Source organism: Flavisphingomonas formosensis (genome assembly GCF_009755815.1).
Classification (GTDB): domain Bacteria; phylum Pseudomonadota; class Alphaproteobacteria; order Sphingomonadales; family Sphingomonadaceae; genus Flavisphingomonas; species Flavisphingomonas formosensis.
In genome coordinates this window covers 403623-421261 of sequence record NZ_WRPK01000002.1, presented here as the reverse complement: position 1 = coordinate 421261, position 17639 = coordinate 403623, and the positions used below count along the sequence as shown (strand labels likewise).

Sequence of the window (17639 nt, the reverse complement as noted above, 5' to 3'; positions counted from 1 at the left end):
TGACCAGCACGATCCCGTAGCCGTTAGCCTGCCATTCTGACTGAAACGGATATTCCTGGCTTCCGGAAGTCGTGGAGCGCATTCGCCAGGATCTGCGGGGCAGCTCGTCTTCATGGCGGGCGCCACTCGGATCTGCGCCTCCGGAAGCCAGCCGCTCATCCGGCATCTTGATGTGATCGCTTTGCTTACCCAAACCAATCGTAGTGCCGTTTCCGGACCGCTCCCAAAGGCCGATCGTGAGCTCTCGCGTTGACGGGAGCGGTGCCCGAGCAGATTTCTTCGGGCTTGGCTCCATGGTAGACGCACGTGTGGTTTTTTGGAGGCATATGGCCACTTCATCACAAGGTCTCGCGACAGGGGCCTCGTCTCGCGGCGCTCGGGGTTCCGCTCTGCGCTGGAGCGCCACGCTCCTCGTTGCGGCGAGTTGGGTCAGCGCCGCCATCTTCGGTGCCTATATCATCCTTTTCTTTGGCGGCATGGCGGCAAGGGGCACCACCCTGCGCTGGAACGAGGCGCTGCCCGCCCTCTACGACGCGAGATTGCCGCTGGCGGCCCTCGCGATCGGCTTGCACTTCATCACCGGCGGCATCCTGCTGCTGCTCGGCCCCATCCAGTTGATCGGCGCGATCCGCCGGGCAGTGCCGGCGCTGCACCGCTGGCTGGGCAGGGCCTATGTCCTGTCCGCCGGCCTGGCCGGGCTCGGCGGCCTCGGCTTCATCGTCTCGAAGGGTACTATCGGCGGTCCGCTGATGGACGTCGGCTTCGGTCTCTACGGTGCGCTGATGGTGCTGGCGGCGACGCTTGCCTATGCCCATGCGCGCGCCGGCCGGCCCGAACGGCATCGCGCCTGGGCGATCCGGCTCTACGCGCTAACCGTGGGCTCCTGGCTCTACCGCATGGAATATGGCTTCTGGTTCCTTACGGCCGGGAAGTTCGGACATACGAGCCACTTCACCGGCTGGTTCGACATGGTGATGGTGTTCTTCTTCTACCTGCCGAATCTCGCCGTCGCGGAACTCTTCATCCAGGCTCGCCATTCCGGCCACGGATCCACTCTCAGGCTGGCGGCTGCGACCGCCCTGCTGACGGCGAGCGTCTTCGTGATCGTCGCGACATGGTTCTTCACCGCAGCCTATTGGGGGCCCGGCATGGTGAGCGGCCTCACCGGGGCGCCACTCAGCCAATAGACTGCGCTTCGATACTGATTGACCGCCAGTCAGGCCGAGCGCGAGATGGAGTATCATCCAGAATTTGGTGCAAACCTATTGCGTCGGTCGATCGCGACCCGCGAGTTGCGACGCTGGCCCGACCCAAGGCAGGTTCCGGAGACTGCTACGAATGGGCGGGGGTCAACAGCGAATCTGCGTCAGTCCGGGTCGATTGCTCTCGCAGGATCGCAGATGAGAATTCGGCCGATCTTTTTGGCGTGTTTGCAGAATCTCTCACAGACTTCAGGGGGGATGCGCAATGTAGCAAAACCCCTGAAAATATCCTTTTTCAAAGGATATTGGTGCGGTCGAGAAGACTCGAACTTCCACGGCCTTTCGGCCACAGCGACCTCAACGCTGCGCGTCTACCAATTCCGCCACGACCGCACATCGAGTAGGACCCCGAAGGACCGGGGCGCTGGCAGGCGGGTGCCTCTAGCAAAGGGTTTCGGGGTGCGCAATGCCCGAAATCGATCGAAATGCATGTCGCCCCTCCTGCTCAGTAGAGGAACATCGGCATGCCCTCGACGCGCATGATCTTCGCGCGGTAATTTTCCCGATCGTAGAGCGCCGGCACGTCCACCGATTTTGTTCCGTGAAGCAGCGTATCGACCGGTACATGGCCATATTTGCCGTCGCTCAGCGTCACCATCCGCCCGGTGCGCCCGGAATGGATGAGCTGCACGGCGAGGCCGCCGAATGCGAATCCGACCATCCGATCCATCGCGTCGGGTTCGCCTGCGCGCATCAGGTAGGCGAGCGCCTGCACCACCGTACCATGGCCGGTCCGCTCCTCGATCGCCTGAGCGAATCGGTGTCCAATGCTGGCTTCGTGGCGGTGGCTGGCGGATTTGGCACGTTCGGCATCGCCAGTTGGATCGCCTGCGATCTTCGCCCCTTCCGAGATCACGCACACCGCATAATTGGCCGGGCGCGAGCGCTTGTCCTCGACGAGCAGCGGCAATAGCCGATCGAGATCGACCGGTACCTCGGCGATGACGGTGCGATCCACCTGAGCCAGGAAGCCGGACAGCAGGGACGTCTCACCGCTGCGGCGCCCGAACAGCTCGATCACCCCGATTCGTTCATGGCTCTCGATCGTCGTGCGCAGCGCGTTGATCGCCTCCACCGAACGGCTGACCGCGGTAGCGAAGCCGATGCAATAGTCCGTGCCGAAGACATCATTGTCCATCGTCTTCGGAACCGAGATGATCGGATAGCCGAGGTTCGCGAGATGGGCAGAGAAACGTAGCGTGCCGTCCCCGCCGAGCGTGATCATCGCATCGACCTGCAGCGCCTCCAGCACCGCCAGCACATGCTGGGTGCGATCGCCTTCCTTGATCGTGCGCGGATCGAGGCGGGAGGTGTGCAGCATCGTGCCGCCCATCCGGTCGATGCCGCGCACCGCCTCGCGATCCAGCCGCCGGGTGTTGGCGGCGACACTGGCCGGATCGCCGGGATCGATGGTGAGCACGCCTTCCCAGCCGCGGCGAAAGCCGATCACCTCCCAACCGAGATCGATCGCCGAGAGGGTGATCGAGCGGATGCAGGGATTGAGACCGGGCACGTCGCCGCCGCCGGTGAGGAGTCCTATACGCATCTGGGGCATTCTCCTTTTTGCGGCTGGCCAGCCAGCCTAGCAGATTCGAACGCAGAGCAGCATGACGGAGAGGAGGGAAGTCGTATCTTCCCGAAAAAGCGGTTCCCACTCGCTTGCCCGATGCTCTATCGCCTGCGTCATGCGCCTCGACACCCAGGAGATCGCCGCCGAGGCGCAGCGCATCTTGCGCCTTGCCTGGCCGGTGGTGCTGACCAGCTTCAACTGGACGCTGATGCAGCTCATCGACGTCGCCGTGGTCGGCCATGTCGGTACGGCGGAGCTCGGCGCGCTGGCGGCGGGGCGGACGATCACTTTCGTCACCATCGTGATGGGCCTTGCTGCCATGTCCGGCGTGCTGGTTTTCGCGTCGCGCGCCGATGGGGCTGGCGATCGCGGCACGACGGGCGACACCTTCCGCGCGGGGCTGGTCTACGGCCTGGGGCTCGGAATCATCGCCACCGCCATACTCGGGCTGTGGGCGGCGGCGCTCCTCCATTTCGCCGGTGTGCCGGAGTCGTTGGCGGACGAAGGCGCGGCGGTAGTGCGGGCGATGGCCTATGGCTTTCCGGGGCAGCTGCTGCTCTCCGCTACTTCCTATTTCCTCGAGGGGATCAGCCACCCGAGGCGGGTGATGGCGATCAACATGCTGATGCTGCCGGTCAATGCCGTGCTGGCCTGGGCATGGGCTGCGGGCCATCTCGGCCTGCCGGGGCTCGGAGCCGTCGGCGCAGCGCAGGCTACGGCGTGCGTGTCCACCTTCGGCGGCCTTGCCATGCTTGCGTCGGTCTGGCTGCTGCCCGACGCCCGCGAGCGCGGCATTCGCGACGTCTCCGCAGCGGCCTGGGGCCGCGCGCTGAGCGACGTGCCGGCGCTGCTGCGCTTCGGCTTCGTGCCGTCAGTCTCCGCCGGACTGGAGCTGGCGGGTTTTTCATGGCTGATCGCTTTGTCGACGCAACTCGGCGCGGTACCGGCGGCTGCGTTCCAGACCGTCTTCTCGCTGCACAATTTCGCCTTTGCCATGGCGATCGGCTTTTCCTCCGCGGCCGGCGTCCGCGCCGGCAATGCGGTGGGCGAAGGCGTGCCCGATCAGGCGTTCGTCCGGACGCTCATCGCCTGCGCCCTGACCACGCTGGTGATGGGCATGCTGGGCTTGGTCTACTGGTTTGCCGGCGCGATCGTCGTCACGCCCTTTTCAAGCGATCCTGCGGTGCAGGCGCTGGCCGCGTCGCTGCTGCTGATCTTCGCGCCGTTCATGTTCTTCGACGGGGTGCAGATGGTCTGCGTCTACGCATTGCGCTCGCTCGGCGATCAGGTGGTGGCCGGTTTCAACGGTATCATCGCCTTCTTCCTCGTCACCGGCGGACTCGGCTGGTGGTTGGTGTACAGTGGCTGGGGCGCGGAGGCGCTCGCGATCGCGTCGGTCAGCGGCATGGTGGTCGCCACGCTGCTCCAGGGCGGGCGGATGATCCAGCTCAGCCTTCGGGCGTCTTCACGAAGCTGAGATTCAGGGTGCGCGCGCCGATCGGCACATCCACCTCCGCGCTGTTGAACTCAGCGCTGGTCTTGGGACCGAGCGTCGCGACCGGCCGCGCGATCGTCCAGCCATAGACGATCCGGCCCTGCGCATCGCGCAGCTCCGCCTGGATGTCGGGCACCCGCAACGGCTGGTCGGTCGGGTTGAACACGCGGCCGGTGACGGCGAACAGCTCCCGTCCGCTCGGCATGATCTTGCGATCCGGCTTGCGGGTGACCTCGATGGACAGCGGCGTCGCCTTCGCCGCGAGGCCGAAGCGGGATGCGAAGTCGGCCGGGCCGAACAGCAGCAGGGCAGCGATGGCGAGCAGCATTGCGATAGCGGCGCCGATCGCTATCCGCGTCCACATCCGCGCGGGATTGCGCCGCGGCCGGAAAGGCGGTTCATGCGCGAAGGCATCGTAGCTGCTGTCGGCCGGCTCGACCGAGGGATCGACGAATGTCGGGATCGGGCCGGCCTCGGCCGGGGCCGGCGCTGCCGCAGCGGCGGCCGAATCGACCGGTTCCGATGCAGCGGCGGCCGGGCCCGGCGGCGTGGTTTCGGCCGCGGGCGCCGAGCTGGCCTGGGTCTCGGCCGCAGGCGTTTCCTCGAACCAGCTATGCTTGCACGAGGCGCAGCGCACCTGACGTCCGGTTGGCCCGATCGCGCTGTCGGGGACGAGATAGCGGGTTCGACAGGCTGGGCAGGTCAGGATCATCGATGGCTGGTGTCCGCTCGCGAAAGGGCCTTCGACTAAGCACGGAGCCGCCGGGCTTTCAAGCATCGCTGCCGCGCAGCAACGCCTTTACGCCGCACGCGCGCCTGTGCGATGGCGGAACCGGCGAGGAACCGGTGCGGGAGGGCGAGGACGCGGGCGCGATGGCAGGCATCGTGCAATTTCAGAATGTTGGTCTGCGCTATGGAACGGGCGCGGAAACCCTGACCGACGTCACCTTCACGCTGAATGGGGGCGCTTTCTATTTTCTCACCGGCCCGTCGGGCGCCGGCAAGACCTCGCTGCTGAAGCTCCTCTATCTCGCCCAGCGGCCGAGCCGCGGCCTCATTCGTCTGTTCGACCAGGATGTCGTAACGCTGCCGCGGGCGCGCCTGCCCGGCTTTCGCCGCCGGATCGGCGTGGTCTTCCAAGATTTCCGGCTCGTGCCGCACCTGTCTGCCTATGACAATATCGCTCTGCCGCTGCGTATCGCCGGCGTGGAGGAGCGCGATCTGGAAGTGCCGGTGCAGGAGATGCTGAACTGGGTCGGACTCTCCGATCGCGCCAGCGCGCGTCCGGCCACCCTCTCCGGCGGAGAGCAGCAGCGCGTCGCGATCGCGCGCGCGGTGATCGGCCGGCCCGAAATCCTCGTCGCGGACGAGCCGACGGGCAATGTCGATCCTGAAATGGCTTCGCGCCTGCTCCATCTGTTCGATGCGCTCAACAAGCTCGGCACGACGGTGGTGGTGGCGACGCACGACATCCACCTGCTCAGCCGCGTGCCCAATGCGCAGATGATCCGGCTTGAGCGGGGCCGTGTCTCCGATCCCACCGGCGCATTGCGCTATCCGCCTCCGCCGCGCGGACAGGCCGTATCGTGAATATCGGCTGGCGGCCGACGGCGGCCGAACGGAATCTGCTGCCCGAGGGGCGCATGGCCGGGCCCATGCCCTGGGTGATCGCGATCATGATGTTCCTGACCGTGCTTGCCGCCGCGGCGGGAATGTCGCTCGCCGTCGGGGCACACACGCTGGGAAATCAGCTCGGCGGCCGGATTACCGTCCAGATCGTGGAGGCCTCGCCCGACGCGCGCGAGGCGCAGGTGGCGGCGGTGATAACCGAGTTGAACCGCACCCAAGGCGTCGGTGCGGTCAGCCGGATGAGCGAGGCGGACATGGCGCGGCTGCTTGCGCCATGGTTCGGCGCGGAAGGGCTGGGTCCGGATATCCCGGTGCCGGCGCTGATCGATGCCGAGCTTTCGCCCGCCGCCCATGCCCGGATCGATCGGATCGCGGCCGCCGTCGCCCATGTTGCCCCCGCCGCCAAGATCGACGACCATGCCGCCTGGCTGGCGCCGCTGGCCGGCCTGGTCCGTTCGCTGGAATGGTTGGCACTGGCGCTGGTGTTGTTGATGGCGTTGGCAACGGGCTGTGCGGTCGTGCTGGCCTCCCGCGCGGCGCTCAACACGCATCGCCAGGTGATCGACGTCATGCACTTGATGGGAGCGACGGACATTCAGATCGCGCGCCTCTTTCAGCGAAGGATCGCTTTGGATGCGTTGTTCAGCGGGCTGGTGGGGCTGGCCGTGGCGGTGCTCGTCATCCTATTGCTGGGCGAGCGGGTCGAAGGGCTCGGCTCGGAGTTGCTCGGATCGATGTCGTTGCCTGTCTATGCCTGGGGTATACTGACGATGCTGCCCATCGCCGGCGCGCTGCTGGCGACGGTCGCGGCGCGGCTGACCGTGGTAGGCGCGCTGAGGAGGATGCTGTGATCTCGCGCCTCGTCGCCGCGGTGCTGCTGCTCTGGATGCTCGGTTTTGCCTGGTTCGCGGTCTCGCTGCCGGGGCCGGCCGACGATCAGATGACCGATGGGATCGTGGTGTTGACCGGCGGTCGCGGCCGGATCGAGCGCGGGCTCGACCTGATCCGCGCCAAGCGCGCCAAGCGGATGCTGATCAGCGGCGTGGACCGACAGGTGAAGCCGCACGAGCTCGCCGCCGAATATCATGCGCCGCTCTCCCTGTTCGACTGTTGCGTCGATCTGGGTCACGAGGCGGTGGATACGCGCTCCAATGCGCAGGAAACGGCGAACTGGGTGCGGCGCTACAAATATCGCTCGATCCGGCTGGTGACGACCGACTGGCACATGGCGCGTGCCCGCTACGAACTTGCCCGCATGCTGGATGGCGAGGTGGTGATCGTCCGCGATGCGGTGCCGAGCGAACCCGGGCTGCTGGCGTTGCTGACCGAATATAATAAATATGTGCTGCGGCGGGTGTCGGGGCAGATGGGGATATGAGCGCTTTCCTGCGATCCGTGCTGTTCGTGGTCGTCTTTTACGGCGGCACCGTATTCGCCGTGCTCGGCGCGCTGCCGGTCGCCTTGCTCGGCCGCAAGGCGGTGCAGGATTATGCGCACGGCTGGTGCCGCTTCCATGGCTGGTGCGCCGCCGTGCTGCTCGGCATCCGTCCGCGGGTGGAAGGGATTATACCCAAGGGGCCGGTGCTTTACGCGGTGAAGCACCAGGCGGCCTATGAGACGCTGGAACTGGTCGTGCTGCTCGGCAATCCGGCCGCAGTGGTCAAGAAGGAACTGACCGACATTCCGCTCTGGGGCTGGGCGGCCAAGCGTTATGGCGTCATCCCGATCGATCGGTCGCGCAAGGCGGCGGCGCTGCGCGCCATGCTCCGCGCCGCGCAGCAGGCGGTGCACGAGGGGCGGCCGCTGATGCTGTTTCCGGAGGGAACACGCGTGCCGCCGGGGCTGAAGCCGCCGATTCGTGCGGGCTTTGCGGGGCTCTACCAACTCCTCGGTCTGCCGGTGGTGCCGGTGGCGGTGGACAGCGGACGCGTCTGGCCGCGGCGCGGCTTCGTCAAGCGGCCGGGAATCATCACCTTTCGCTTCGGCGAGCCGATTCCACCGGGCTTGCCGCGCCGCGAGGCGGAAGCGCTGGTGTTCGAGGGTATCAACGCGCTGGAAGAATGACGGAAACGCTTCCTCACCCCGCGGAGGATGAGAATCAGGGGTGAGCGCGGCCGAAGTCGGGACGGGCGTCGTCCTGGCCCTGCTCGATGATGCTGCGGCGGATCGCGCGGGTGCGGGTGAATAGATCGAACAGCGTGTCGCCGTCGCCCCAGCGTATCGCCCGCTGCAGCGCGGTGAGATCCTCGGTGAAGCGCTGCAGCATCTCCAGTACCGCTTCCTTGTTGGCGAGGAACACGTCGCGCCACATGGTCGGATCCGAAGCCGCGATGCGGGTGAAGTCGCGAAAGCCGCCCGCAGAATATTTGATCACTTCGCTACGTGTCACCTCTTCCATGTCGGAGGCGGTACCGACGATCGTATAGGCGATGAGATGTGGCAGGTGGCTGGTGACGGCGAGCACGAGATCGTGATGCCGCGGCTCCATCAGGTCGACCTTGGCGCCGAGCGCTTCCCAGAAGGCGCTCACCCGCGCGACCGCGGCCTCGGCGGCGCCGGGCGGCGGCGTGACGATGCACCAGCGGCCATGGAACAGGCTCGCGAAGCCTGCGTCCGGCCCGCTATGCTCGGTGCCGGCCACCGGATGGGCGGGGATCACCGTCGCACCGGGCAGCGCCGCGGTCAGCGTCGCGAGCACGCCGGCCTTGGACGATCCGACGTCGGATATGATCGCGTCGACCGGCAACTCCGGGGCGATCGAGGTGGCGACCATATCCATGGCGCCGACCGGCACGCACAGGATCACGAAATCGGCGTCTGTGACCGCCACGCCCGGCGTGTCGGTGACGTCGTCGACGATGCCCAGTTCCTCGACGCGTGCGCGCACGGCCGGATCGGCGTCATGCGCGGTGAGGCGCACGGTAGGCATGTGCTGGCGCACGGCACGCGCGATCGACGAGCCGATGAGCCCGAGTCCGATGATCGTGACGCGCGCGAAGGGCAGCATCAGGCCGCGGCTCCGACGATCTCGCGCAGTGCGGCGGCGAGGCCGCGTGTTTCCTCCTCGGTGCCGATCGAGATGCGCAGGGCGTGCGGCAGGCCCTGGCCGGGCAGCCAGCGGACGATAAAGCCATGCTCCATCAGCGCCTTATACGCTTCTTCGGCGGTCAGCTTGCCTTCGAACAGGACGAGCAGGAAATTCGCCTTGGATGCGACTGCGCGCAGGCCGGCATTGCCGAGCGAGGCGATCTCGCCGGCCAGCCAATCGCGCCAGCGGTCGTTGTGCGCGCGGGCCGCAGCCACGAACGCGGTGTCGCCCAGTGCTGCGATCGCGGCCAACTGGCCGGCGGTGGTGACGTTGAATGGCGCGCGGATCTTGTGCAGCGCCTCGATCACCGGCGCCGGGCCGTATCCCCAGCCGATCCGCTCGGCTGCAAGCCCGTAGATCTTCGAGAAGGTTCGGGTGACGAGCACGTTCGGCTGGGTCTTGGCGAGCTCCATGCCGCCATCGTCGTCCGCCTCGTCGAGATATTCGGCATAGGCCTGGTCGATCACCAGCAGGCAATCCCCGGGCAGGCCGGCATGCAGGCGCTGCAGTTCGTCCCGGGGAATATAGGTGCCGGTCGGGTTGTTCGGGTTGGCGACGAACACCACCCGGGTCTTTTCGGTCACATGGGCGAGCAGCGTGTCGACGTCCGTCCCATAGTCGCTGTCCGGCGCTTCGACCGGGACCGCGCCTACGCGGCGCGCGGCGATCGGATAGACGGAGAAGCCGTAGCGGACGAACAATATCTCATCGCCGACGCCGGCGAAGGCGCCCGCCGCGAGATGCAGAACCTCATCCGAGCCGGTGCCGTAGATCACCCGCGCGGGATCGAGCCCGTTCGCGGCGGCGATCGCCTCGCGCAGCGCGGCGGCGGAAGCGTCCGGGTAGCGATCGAGCGATGCCGCGCCCTGCGCGAAAGCCTCGCGTGCCTTGGGGCTGGTGCCCAGCGGGCTTTCGTTGGAGGAGAGCTTGGCAACCTTGCGGCCGTCGTCGGTGGTCGAGCGGCCAGGCACATAGGGTGCTATCGCATCGATCCACGGCTTGGGCTGGGGGGCGGGCATAGGCGTTCGGTTCTTCCCTGCGGCCGCTCCCGGCGGAGGCAGGAGCGACGGGTCTTTCGGACAGGCCCCGCGCCTACGCCAGCGTTTCCGCAATGACAAGCCGATCCCAGCAATTCCGCGCACATCTGGCCATCGCGCGATTTCCCCGGCCGGCAAAAAGGGTTAGCGAGGCATCGTCATGAGCGAGTGCGATAGCCCGATTACGCCGCCGGCGCTGCCGCCCGGCTACTGCCTGTCGGACGATCCGGCGGATATGCAGATCGACGTCATTCACGGCTATCTCGCGCGCAGCTATTGGTCGCCCGGCGTGCCGCGCGAGCGGGTAGAGCGCGCGATCGCCGGATCGCTGGTGATCGGCGTCTTCCGGGGCACGGTGCAGGTCGGCTTCGCCCGGCTGATCACCGATCGGACGACCTTCGCCTATCTTGCCGACGTGTTCGTGCTGGAGGAGGAACAGGGCAGGGGGCTCGCGCGGGCAATGCTGCACCATCTCCAGTCTCGCCCGGACCTTCAAGGGCTGCGCCGCTGGATGCTGGCGACGCACGATGCCCACAGCCTCTATGCTTCGCTCGGCTGGACGCCGCTCGCCAATCCGGAATGGTTCATGCAACGAAGCTGAGGCTGTTTCCGGAGCAGGATGGCGTGGAGTCGATGCAAAGTCATCGCATCCTAGCGCCGCTTGCGCGCCACGAGCATGATCAGGGCGGGCCAGAACAGGGTGGTGACGCAATCCCATAGCGTGTCACCCCGCCACGTGCCGAAATAAAGGCGGTCGCCTACCTCGTTCAACGCCTGCAGTACGGCCAGCACCGCGAGCGGGCGCCAGTCGCGCAGCGGCCGTTTCAGCAGCAGCGCGGCCAGCAGCCAGATCGCCAGGCCGAGATGGACATGCAGCAGCGCCGGACTGAAGCCGGTCTGCACATGTACCCATTCCTTGGCGTCCCAGAAGCGGGCCGCGAGGCTGTGGATCATCGCCGCAGCGTCGCGCCCAGCTTCTCGGCGGCCTTGATCACCCGATCGGCGATCGCGGTGAGATCCCCCTCGGTGAAGCTGGCCGATCCCGGCTGCAAGGTCACTTCGATGGCCAGGCTCTTCTGGCCCTCCGGCACGCCCTGGCCGGTGAAGACGTCGAACAGCCGGACGTCGACGATCGTCGCCTTGTCCGCGCCCCGCACCGCGCGCAACAGGCTATCCGCGGCCAGCGTCGCGGGCACCAGGAAAGCGAAGTCGCGCGTCACCGCCTGCAGGGCAGGGGGAGCATAGGCGCTGCGCATATGGCCGCCGGACCGCTTCTGCGGGATCGCGTCGAGGAAGATCTCGGCCGCCGCGACGGGATCGTCGATGTCGAAGGCCCGCGCCGTGGCTGGATGCAGCATGCCGAACTCGGCCAGCACCGTCTTCGGACCGAGCCGCAATGTGCCGGAGCGGCCGGGATGATAGACCGCGGACACCGCCTCCATCACCTGCAGCCGGTCGACGGGAGCGCCGACTGCGGCGAGGATCGCGAGCGCCTCCGCCTTGGCGTCATAGGCGTCGAACGGCTGGGCGCGGCCGGACCGCCAGTCGCGCTGCGTCCGCTCGCCCGCCAGCACCAGGCCGAGCGTCGGGTGCTCGTCCTCGGCGCCGTAGCGGCGTCCTACCTCGAACAGACGCACCGAGCGCTGCCCGCGATCGGCATTGCGCTTGGCCGCGGCGATCAGCCCGGGCAGGAGCGAGGGCCGCATCACCTTCAGCTCCTCGCTGATCGGATTGGCCAGGATCCATTCGCCGCCGCCGAACGGCGCGGCTTCGCGTTCGGAGACGAAGCTCCACGTCACCGCCTCGCTGAGGCCCCGCGCAGCTGCGGTGCGGCGGGCGCGGCGCTCGGTTTGCTGCATCGGGGTGACGGTCGGCTTGGCGACGCCTTCGGCGCGGGGCAGCGGCGTGGAGGGGACATGGTCGATCCCCTCGATGCGCACGATCTCCTCGACGAGATCTGCCGCGCCATCCACGTCGCGGCGCCAGGTCGGCACGCGCGCCGTCCACGAAGCGTCCAGGCCGAAGCCAAGGCTGGTCAGGATCGCCTTCTGGCGCGCCGCGGCCACCTTGATGCCGGCCAGCTTCTCGCAGAGCGAAGGCTCATAAGCGATGGTGTGGGTGGCAAGCGGCGGCGTGCCGGCCTCGATCTTGGCCGCCGCCACGCCGCCGCACAGATCCAGGACCATGCGTGTTGCCAGATCAAGCCCGGTGCCTAGGAACGCCGGGTCCACGCCCCGTTCGAAGCGGCTGCGCGCGTCGCTGGTCAGGCCAAGCTTCTGGCCGGTGCGCGCGATCGTCTCGGGATCGAACCAGGCGCATTCGATCAGCACGTCGGTGGTCGTCTCGGATACCCCCGAATGCTCGCCGCCCATAATGCCGCCAATGTCATGCACGCCGGCGTCGTCGGCGATCACCGTCATCGACGGATCGAGCGTATAATCCTTGCCGTTGAGCGCGGTCAGCGTCTCGCCCGCGCGTGCCTTGCGGGCGACCAGCGGGCCGCTGATCTTCGCGAGGTCATAGACATGGAGCGGCCTGCCCCAGCCGATCATCACATAGTTGGTGATGTCGACCAGCGTGGAGATGGGGCGCTGCCCGACCGCCTTCAATCGCTGCTGCATCCACGCCGGCGACGCGCCGTTCTTCACGCCGTTGACGACGCGTGCGAAGAAAGCCGGACAGCCTTCCGGGTCGTCGATCCGTACCGTCGCCGGGCCTGGCTTGCCGGGGGGTATAGGGAGAACCGCCACCGGCTTCAGCGTGCCCAGTCCCGCCGCCGCAAGGTCGCGGGCGATGCCGTGCACGCCCATGCAATCCTGCCGGTTGGGCGTGATCGACACGTCGATCACCGGATCGTCGAGCCCGGCCCAGGCGGCATAGGCCTGGCCTACCGGCGCGTCGGTCGGGAGCTCGATGATACCGTCATGATCCTCGCCGAGCTCGAGTTCGCGCGTCGAGCACATCATGCCGTGGCTCTCGACGCCGCGGATCGCGGCGACTTTCAGCGTGATGCCGCTGCCGGGCACATAGGCGCCGGGCGCTCCGAACACGCCGACCAGGCCGGCGCGGGCGTTGGGCGCGCCGCACACCACCTGCAGCGGCGCGCCGGTGCCGGCATCGACGCTGAGCACCTGCAGCTTGTCCGCTTGCGGATGCGGCTCCGCCGTCAGGATCTTCGCGATGGTGAAGGGGGCGAGCTTTTCGGCCACGTTCTCCACGCCTTCCACCTCGAGGCCGATACGGGTCAGCGCATCGGTGATCGCGGTGAGATCGGCGGTGGTGTCGAGATGCTCCTTGAGCCAGCCGAGGGTGAATTTCATGCGCCCACTCCTCCGCTGAGCGTGGGCACGTCGAGCGAGGCGAAGCCGTAATGGCGCAGCCAGCGCAGGTCGCCATCGAAGAAGGCGCGCAGATCGTCCATGCCATATTTGAGCATGGCGAGGCGATCGATGCCGCAGCCGAAGGCGAAGCCCTGCCATTCGTTCGGATCGAGGCCGCAGGCGGCGATGACGCGCGGATGGACCATGCCCGAACCCAATATCTCCATCCAGCCGTCGGATCCGCCGATCACGCGGCGGCCATTCTCACGCGAGAAGCCGACATCCACCTCGGCCGAAGGCTCGGTGAAGGGGAAGTAGCTCGGGCGCAGGCGCAGCACGACGTCGTCCCGCTCGAAGAACGCCTTCACGAAGGTCTCGAGCGTCCATTTGAGATGGCCCATATGGATGCCGCGATCGATCACGAGACCCTCCACCTGGTGGAACATCGGCGTGTGGGTGGCGTCCGAATCGGAACGATAGGTACGGCCCGGCGCGATGATCCGGATCGGCGGCTCCTGGTTCATCATCGTGCGGATCTGCACCGGCGAGGTGTGGGTGCGCAGCAGCATGCGCCGCCCGTCGCGCGCCTTGTCCTCCGGAAAATAGAAAGTGTCGTGCATCGCCCGCGCCGGATGGCTCTCGGGGATGTTGAGCGCGGTGAAATTATGCCAGTCGTCCTCGATTTCCGGGCCGGTCGCGACCGCGAAGCCGAGATCGGCGAAGATCTCCGCCAGCTCGTCCATCACCTGGCTCACCGGATGCACGCTGCCCTGCGGCAGCGAGGCGACGGGCAGCGACATGTCCAGCGTCTCGGAAGCGAGCTGCGCGTCGAGCGCGGCAGCTTCCAGCGCCTGCTTCTTTGCGGCGATCGCCTCGGTCACCTCGGCGCGCAGGCCCTGGATGAGCGGGGCCTTCACCTGCCGCTCCTCGGGGCTCATACCGCCGAGCGTCTTCATCAGCCCGGCGATGTCGCTGGCCTTGCCGAGCGCCCTGACGCGCACCTCTTCGATCGCGTCCAGGCTGGCCGCCGACTCGGTCAGCGCCAAGAGGTTCGATCGAAGCGATTCCAGATAACTCATGCCCCACCTTCGTCGTCCCCCGCGGAGGCGGGGATGCATAAATTCAACCGTATGTGCCGTTCACGCCAAGCCCTTCGGCAAGGTCGGCCCAGCTCGGATTGGAACCCTCTATCAGGTTCAGCTTCCAGTCGCGTCGCCATTTCTTGTGTTGCTTTTCACGTAGGATCGCGTTCGGCATGTCCTGGAACATCTCGAAATAGACGAGACGGGAGCTCCCGTAGCGGCTGGAGAAGCCTTTGATCAAGCCTTGGCGGGAATGACGAGGGAGGGTTGCCCCGAACACGAAAAGGGCGCGGACCGCTTGTGCAATCCGCGCCCCGAAGCGTGCCTGTCTGCTAAAGGTTACGCCGCGACGCGGGCGTCCTCCGGCAGCGCGGCCTTCGCCTGCGCGATGATGGCGCTAAACGCTTCGCCTTCGTGCATGGCAAGATCGGCGAGGACCTTCCGGTCCAGCTCGATGCCGGCCAGCTTGAGGCCGTGCATGAACACGCCATAGGTCAGGCCTTCCGCGCGGACAGCAGCGTTGATGCGCTGGATCCAAAGGGCGCGGAAGCTGCGCTTCTTAACCTTGCGGTCGCGGTAGGCGTACTGCCCGGCCTTCTCGACGGCCTGGCGGGCGATACGGATGGTGTTCTTGCGGCGACCATAATAGCCCTTCGCCGCATCCAAGATGCGGTTATGCTTGGCTTTGGTGGTCGTACCGCGCTTGACGCGTGCCATGTCCCGGTCTCCTTACTTCAGGCCGTACGGCGCCCAGAGCTTGATCGTGGGCGTGTCGGCTTCGGAAAGAACCGAGGTGCCGCGGTTCTGGCGGATATATTTGGAATTGTGGCTGATCAGCCGGTGGCGCTTGCCGGCGACCCCATGCTTCACCTTGCCGGTGGCGGTGAGCTTGAAGCGCTTCTTGACGCCGCTCTTCGTCTTGAGCTTGGGCATTTTCGTCTCCTTGTTCGCGACGTATGCGGACAGCCACGGCAGCCCATACAGCCGGGCAGTCCCTCAAATCGCATGAAGCGCGGGCCTATAGTGGCGAAAGCCGGTGCTGGCAACCTCTTCGGAACATAGCTCGCCACCGGGGGTTTTCGCGAAGTCATGGCCGATGCGGATCCCCCGCCCCCGCGCGAACCTGCGCTCCGCATCCGCCGCGTTCCGGAAACTCCGATCGCGGCGGTTATCGCGGTCCTGTCGACGATCATCGGCCTGATTCTGCTCGCCTGGACGATCCTTTTCGTCACCAAGGGCCGTTTCCTGAAGCATCCGTTCGAGCGGATCGTGAGCCATTCGACGGGACGAGTGGTCAAGGTGCCGGGCGATTTCCAGCTTTATTTCGATCCGATCGACGTGAAGTTCGTGGCGGAAGGGATGACCATCTCTAACCCGGCCTGGGCGAAAAAGCCCTATTTCTTCCAGGCGCGGCGAATCGACACGCGAATCGCTTCCATCCCGCTGATCTTCGGGCGCAAGCGGGTTAACTGGCTGGATCTGCTGCACGGCGACGTGAATCTGGAATGGGATGCGCGGCACAAGCGCAACACGTGGACGTTCGGCGATCCCGACGCACCAGGCAAGCCGCTGGAGATGCCGGTGATCCGCCGCGCGATCATGAGCGGCACGACGCTGCACTATACCGATCCGATGATGCAGCTGACGACCGACATTCAATTCGAGACGATCAAGGCGGCGGACACTCAGTTCGCCGGCGCCATCCGCTTCGCGGGCGACGGGCACCTGCGCGATCGCCGCTTTACGCTGTCCGGCGCGCTTCAGTCACCCAACGAAACTCTGGCCGGCGGACGCAACCAGTTTACGATGCACGCGGTTTCGGGCGGCAACATCCTCGACGTCTCCGGCGCATTGCCGGGCGCGACGGTGATCGAGGGCGCGGATCTGGCGATGAAGGTGCGCGGACCCAATCTGGCGCGGCTGTTCGATTTCCTCGGTGTCGCCGTTCCCGACACGCGCGCCTACCATTTCCGGTCGCATCTCACCAAGGAGGGCGGTGCATGGAAGTTCACCCGCCTCGCCGGCGCATTCGGCGACAGCGATCTCGCCGGCGGCATGACCATCACCATGCCCGACAACCGGCTGAAGATCGATGCGGACCTCGCCTCCCGCTCGGTCGATATCGTCGATATCGGGCCGTTCATCGGCTACGAGCCTCAGGCGCTCGCCAGCAAGGGCGTGGTCGCCGCAGTCGCCCAGAAAGGCGATCATCCGCGCATCCTGCCGGACGCGCCGCTGCGCGTCGACGCGATCTCGCGCTTCGATGCGCATGTCGATTACAAGGTGACGGACATAAAGGCGCCGCACCTGCCCATCTCCAATGTCGCGCTGACCCTGGATCTCGATCATAGCCTGTTGAAGCTCTCGCCGCTGACGATGGATCTCTCGCGTGGCCACGTTGCGTCCGACATCGTGCTCGACGCCCGGCAGCGGCCGGCATTCACTGATTACGACATCCGCCTGTCGCCGACGCCGATGGGCACGCTCCTCGCCGGCTTCGGAGTCGATGAATCGGGCACCAGCGGCGTCGTGAAGGCGCGCATCAAGATGAGCGGGCGCGGCGATACCGTGCATGATTCGCTGGCGAGCGCCAATGGGCGCATTGTCGTGATCCTGCCCAAGGGCAGCTTCTGGACGCGCAATATCCAGCTTTCGGAACTGGATATCGGCACCTTCCTCACCAAGCTGATCGGCCATAAGCTCAAGAAGCCGGTGCAGATCAATTGCGGCCTGATCGGCTTCACCGTGCGGGACGGCGTGGCGGCGGCCGATCCGATCCTGATCGATACCGACAAGAATGTGATCACCGGCCGCGGCGGCTTCAGCTTCAAGGACGAATCACTCGATTTCTCGGTGCGCGCCGACGGCAAGACGTTCAGCCTTTTCTCTGCCCAGTCGCCGGTCGGGCTCGACGGCTATTTCGCCAAGCCGGGCCTGCGCATCATCAGCCCGCAGCTGCTGACGCGTGCGGGAATCGGCATCGGGCTTGGCGTCGTCGCGACGCCGGTCGCAGCGCTTATCGCCTTCGTCGATCCCGGCGACGCAAAGGCCGCGGCGTGCGGCCCCGTCCTCGCCGGAGCCGACGCCTCCGCGCAACGCACCACCAAGGGTAAGCCGCGCAAGGACGTAGGCAACGGCAAGCCCCTGAAACGATAG

Annotated in this window: 18 protein-coding genes and 1 tRNA gene; 8 read left to right on the top strand and 11 right to left on the bottom strand. The window is 66.5% G+C overall.

The annotated features are described in order from the left end of the window. Positions 1-326: 326 nt before the first annotated feature. Positions 327-1187: a DUF2306 domain-containing protein gene (locus GQY20_RS08035; RefSeq protein ID WP_157216539.1), complete on the top strand. Its 861-nt coding sequence runs from the start codon at positions 327-329 to the stop codon at positions 1185-1187. Between the two features lie 321 nt (positions 1188-1508). Here the strand turns inward: GQY20_RS08035 and GQY20_RS08030 are convergent. After that, positions 1509-1595: transfer RNA gene (locus GQY20_RS08030), tRNA-Leu, on the bottom strand. A 112-nt stretch (positions 1596-1707) separates the two neighbouring features. After that, the gene (locus GQY20_RS08025; protein ID WP_157216538.1) at positions 1708-2808 is read right to left on the bottom strand and encodes a 6-phosphofructokinase; all 1101 of its coding nucleotides are present in this window, start codon (positions 2806-2808) and stop codon (positions 1708-1710) included. Between the two features lie 139 nt (positions 2809-2947). On the opposite strand from GQY20_RS08025, the gene GQY20_RS08020 reads away from it, so the two are divergent. Then, positions 2948-4309 carry an MATE family efflux transporter gene (locus GQY20_RS08020; RefSeq protein ID WP_157216537.1) on the top strand — a complete coding sequence of 454 codons (1362 nt, stop codon included), beginning with the start codon at positions 2948-2950 and terminating at the stop codon, positions 4307-4309. On the opposite strand, the gene GQY20_RS08015 is transcribed toward GQY20_RS08020, so the two are convergent. Further along, on the bottom strand, positions 4281-5039 hold the full coding sequence (locus GQY20_RS08015) for an MJ0042-type zinc finger domain-containing protein (RefSeq protein WP_157216536.1): 759 nt from the start codon (positions 5037-5039) through the stop codon (positions 4281-4283). The genes GQY20_RS08020 and GQY20_RS08015 overlap by 29 nt on opposite strands. Before the next feature lie 161 nt (positions 5040-5200). On the opposite strand from GQY20_RS08015, the gene ftsE reads away from it, so the two are divergent. The 4 genes from ftsE to GQY20_RS07995 are packed head-to-tail and all read left to right on the top strand — an operon-like array spanning position 5201 to position 8020. Beyond that, positions 5201-5917: a cell division ATP-binding protein FtsE gene (gene ftsE, locus GQY20_RS08010; RefSeq protein ID WP_157216809.1), complete on the top strand. Its 717-nt coding sequence runs from the start codon at positions 5201-5203 to the stop codon at positions 5915-5917. A 53-nt stretch (positions 5918-5970) separates the two neighbouring features. After that, entirely contained in the window at positions 5971-6807 is an 837-nt protein-coding gene (locus GQY20_RS08005; protein WP_232475974.1) for a cell division protein FtsX, read from the top strand. Continuing rightward, a complete protein-coding gene (locus GQY20_RS08000) occupies positions 6804-7334 on the top strand; it encodes a YdcF family protein (protein ID WP_157216535.1) in 531 nt (176 codons plus the stop codon). The genes GQY20_RS08005 and GQY20_RS08000 overlap by 4 nt, the downstream gene beginning before the upstream one ends. Continuing rightward, positions 7331-8020, top strand: a complete 690-nt coding sequence (locus tag GQY20_RS07995) for a lysophospholipid acyltransferase family protein (protein WP_157216534.1) — start codon at positions 7331-7333, stop codon at positions 8018-8020. The genes GQY20_RS08000 and GQY20_RS07995 overlap by 4 nt, the downstream gene beginning before the upstream one ends. A 34-nt stretch (positions 8021-8054) precedes the next feature. On the opposite strand, the gene GQY20_RS07990 is transcribed toward GQY20_RS07995, so the two are convergent. Both GQY20_RS07990 and hisC read right to left on the bottom strand, forming a co-directional pair. After that, positions 8055-8963, bottom strand: coding sequence for a prephenate/arogenate dehydrogenase family protein (locus tag GQY20_RS07990; RefSeq protein WP_157216533.1), 909 nt, complete (start codon positions 8961-8963; stop codon positions 8055-8057). Then, complete coding sequence (gene hisC, locus GQY20_RS07985) at positions 8963-10063, bottom strand: histidinol-phosphate transaminase (RefSeq protein ID WP_157216532.1); 1101 nt, start codon at positions 10061-10063, stop codon at positions 8963-8965. Before hisC ends, GQY20_RS07990 begins: the two co-directional genes overlap by 1 nt. A gap of 178 nt (positions 10064-10241) precedes the next feature. On the opposite strand from hisC, the gene GQY20_RS07980 reads away from it, so the two are divergent. Further along, positions 10242-10682, top strand: a complete 441-nt coding sequence (locus GQY20_RS07980; protein WP_157216531.1) for a GNAT family N-acetyltransferase — start codon at positions 10242-10244, stop codon at positions 10680-10682. A 50-nt stretch (positions 10683-10732) separates the two neighbouring features. Here the strand turns inward: GQY20_RS07980 and GQY20_RS07975 are convergent, their stop codons facing one another. The 6 genes from GQY20_RS07975 to rpmI form a co-directional block, all read right to left on the bottom strand. Beyond that, positions 10733-11035 carry a hypothetical protein gene (locus GQY20_RS07975; RefSeq protein WP_157216530.1) on the bottom strand — a complete coding sequence of 101 codons (303 nt, stop codon included), beginning with the start codon at positions 11033-11035 and terminating at the stop codon, positions 10733-10735. Continuing rightward, on the bottom strand, positions 11032-13401 hold the full coding sequence (pheT, locus tag GQY20_RS07970; protein ID WP_157216529.1) for a phenylalanine--tRNA ligase subunit beta: 2370 nt from the start codon (positions 13399-13401) through the stop codon (positions 11032-11034). The genes GQY20_RS07975 and pheT overlap by 4 nt, the downstream gene beginning before the upstream one ends. Beyond that, complete coding sequence (pheS, locus tag GQY20_RS07965) at positions 13398-14480, bottom strand: phenylalanine--tRNA ligase subunit alpha (RefSeq protein ID WP_157216528.1); 1083 nt, start codon at positions 14478-14480, stop codon at positions 13398-13400. Before pheS ends, pheT begins: the two co-directional genes overlap by 4 nt. 43 nt (positions 14481-14523) lie before the next feature. Further along, positions 14524-14724, bottom strand: a complete 201-nt coding sequence (locus GQY20_RS07960; protein ID WP_408641060.1) for a GIY-YIG nuclease family protein — start codon at positions 14722-14724, stop codon at positions 14524-14526. A 98-nt stretch (positions 14725-14822) separates the two neighbouring features. After that, positions 14823-15200: a 50S ribosomal protein L20 gene (gene rplT, locus GQY20_RS07955; RefSeq protein WP_157216526.1), complete on the bottom strand. Its 378-nt coding sequence runs from the start codon at positions 15198-15200 to the stop codon at positions 14823-14825. A 12-nt stretch (positions 15201-15212) separates the two neighbouring features. Beyond that, complete coding sequence (gene rpmI / locus GQY20_RS07950; RefSeq protein WP_157216525.1) at positions 15213-15416, bottom strand: 50S ribosomal protein L35; 204 nt, start codon at positions 15414-15416, stop codon at positions 15213-15215. 156 nt (positions 15417-15572) lie between these two features. Between rpmI and GQY20_RS07945 the strand changes: the two genes are divergently transcribed. After that, positions 15573-17639, top strand: a complete 2067-nt coding sequence (locus tag GQY20_RS07945; protein ID WP_157216524.1) for an AsmA family protein — start codon at positions 15573-15575, stop codon at positions 17637-17639.

Coding starts and splice junctions, on each gene's coding strand:
- GQY20_RS08035 (WP_157216539.1), top strand. CDS start 327: ATGGCCACTTCATCACAAGGTCTCGCGACAGGGGCCTCGTCTCGCGGC.
- GQY20_RS08025 (WP_157216538.1), bottom strand. CDS start 2,808: ATGCGTATAGGACTCCTCACCGGCGGCGGCGACGTGCCCGGTCTCAAT.
- GQY20_RS08020 (WP_157216537.1), top strand. CDS start 2,948: ATGCGCCTCGACACCCAGGAGATCGCCGCCGAGGCGCAGCGCATCTTG.
- GQY20_RS08015 (WP_157216536.1), bottom strand. CDS start 5,039: ATGATCCTGACCTGCCCAGCCTGTCGAACCCGCTATCTCGTCCCCGAC.
- ftsE (WP_157216809.1), top strand. CDS start 5,201: ATGGCAGGCATCGTGCAATTTCAGAATGTTGGTCTGCGCTATGGAACG.
- GQY20_RS08005 (WP_232475974.1), top strand. CDS start 5,971: ATGGCCGGGCCCATGCCCTGGGTGATCGCGATCATGATGTTCCTGACC.
- GQY20_RS07995 (WP_157216534.1), top strand. CDS start 7,331: ATGAGCGCTTTCCTGCGATCCGTGCTGTTCGTGGTCGTCTTTTACGGC.
- GQY20_RS07990 (WP_157216533.1), bottom strand. CDS start 8,963: ATGCTGCCCTTCGCGCGCGTCACGATCATCGGACTCGGGCTCATCGGC.
- hisC (WP_157216532.1), bottom strand. CDS start 10,063: ATGCCCGCCCCCCAGCCCAAGCCGTGGATCGATGCGATAGCACCCTAT.
- GQY20_RS07980 (WP_157216531.1), top strand. CDS start 10,242: ATGAGCGAGTGCGATAGCCCGATTACGCCGCCGGCGCTGCCGCCCGGC.
- GQY20_RS07975 (WP_157216530.1), bottom strand. CDS start 11,035: ATGATCCACAGCCTCGCGGCCCGCTTCTGGGACGCCAAGGAATGGGTA.
- pheT (WP_157216529.1), bottom strand. CDS start 13,401: ATGAAATTCACCCTCGGCTGGCTCAAGGAGCATCTCGACACCACCGCC.
- pheS (WP_157216528.1), bottom strand. CDS start 14,480: ATGAGTTATCTGGAATCGCTTCGATCGAACCTCTTGGCGCTGACCGAG.
- rplT (WP_157216526.1), bottom strand. CDS start 15,200: ATGGCACGCGTCAAGCGCGGTACGACCACCAAAGCCAAGCATAACCGC.
- rpmI (WP_157216525.1), bottom strand. CDS start 15,416: ATGCCCAAGCTCAAGACGAAGAGCGGCGTCAAGAAGCGCTTCAAGCTC.
- GQY20_RS07945 (WP_157216524.1), top strand. CDS start 15,573: ATGGCCGATGCGGATCCCCCGCCCCCGCGCGAACCTGCGCTCCGCATC.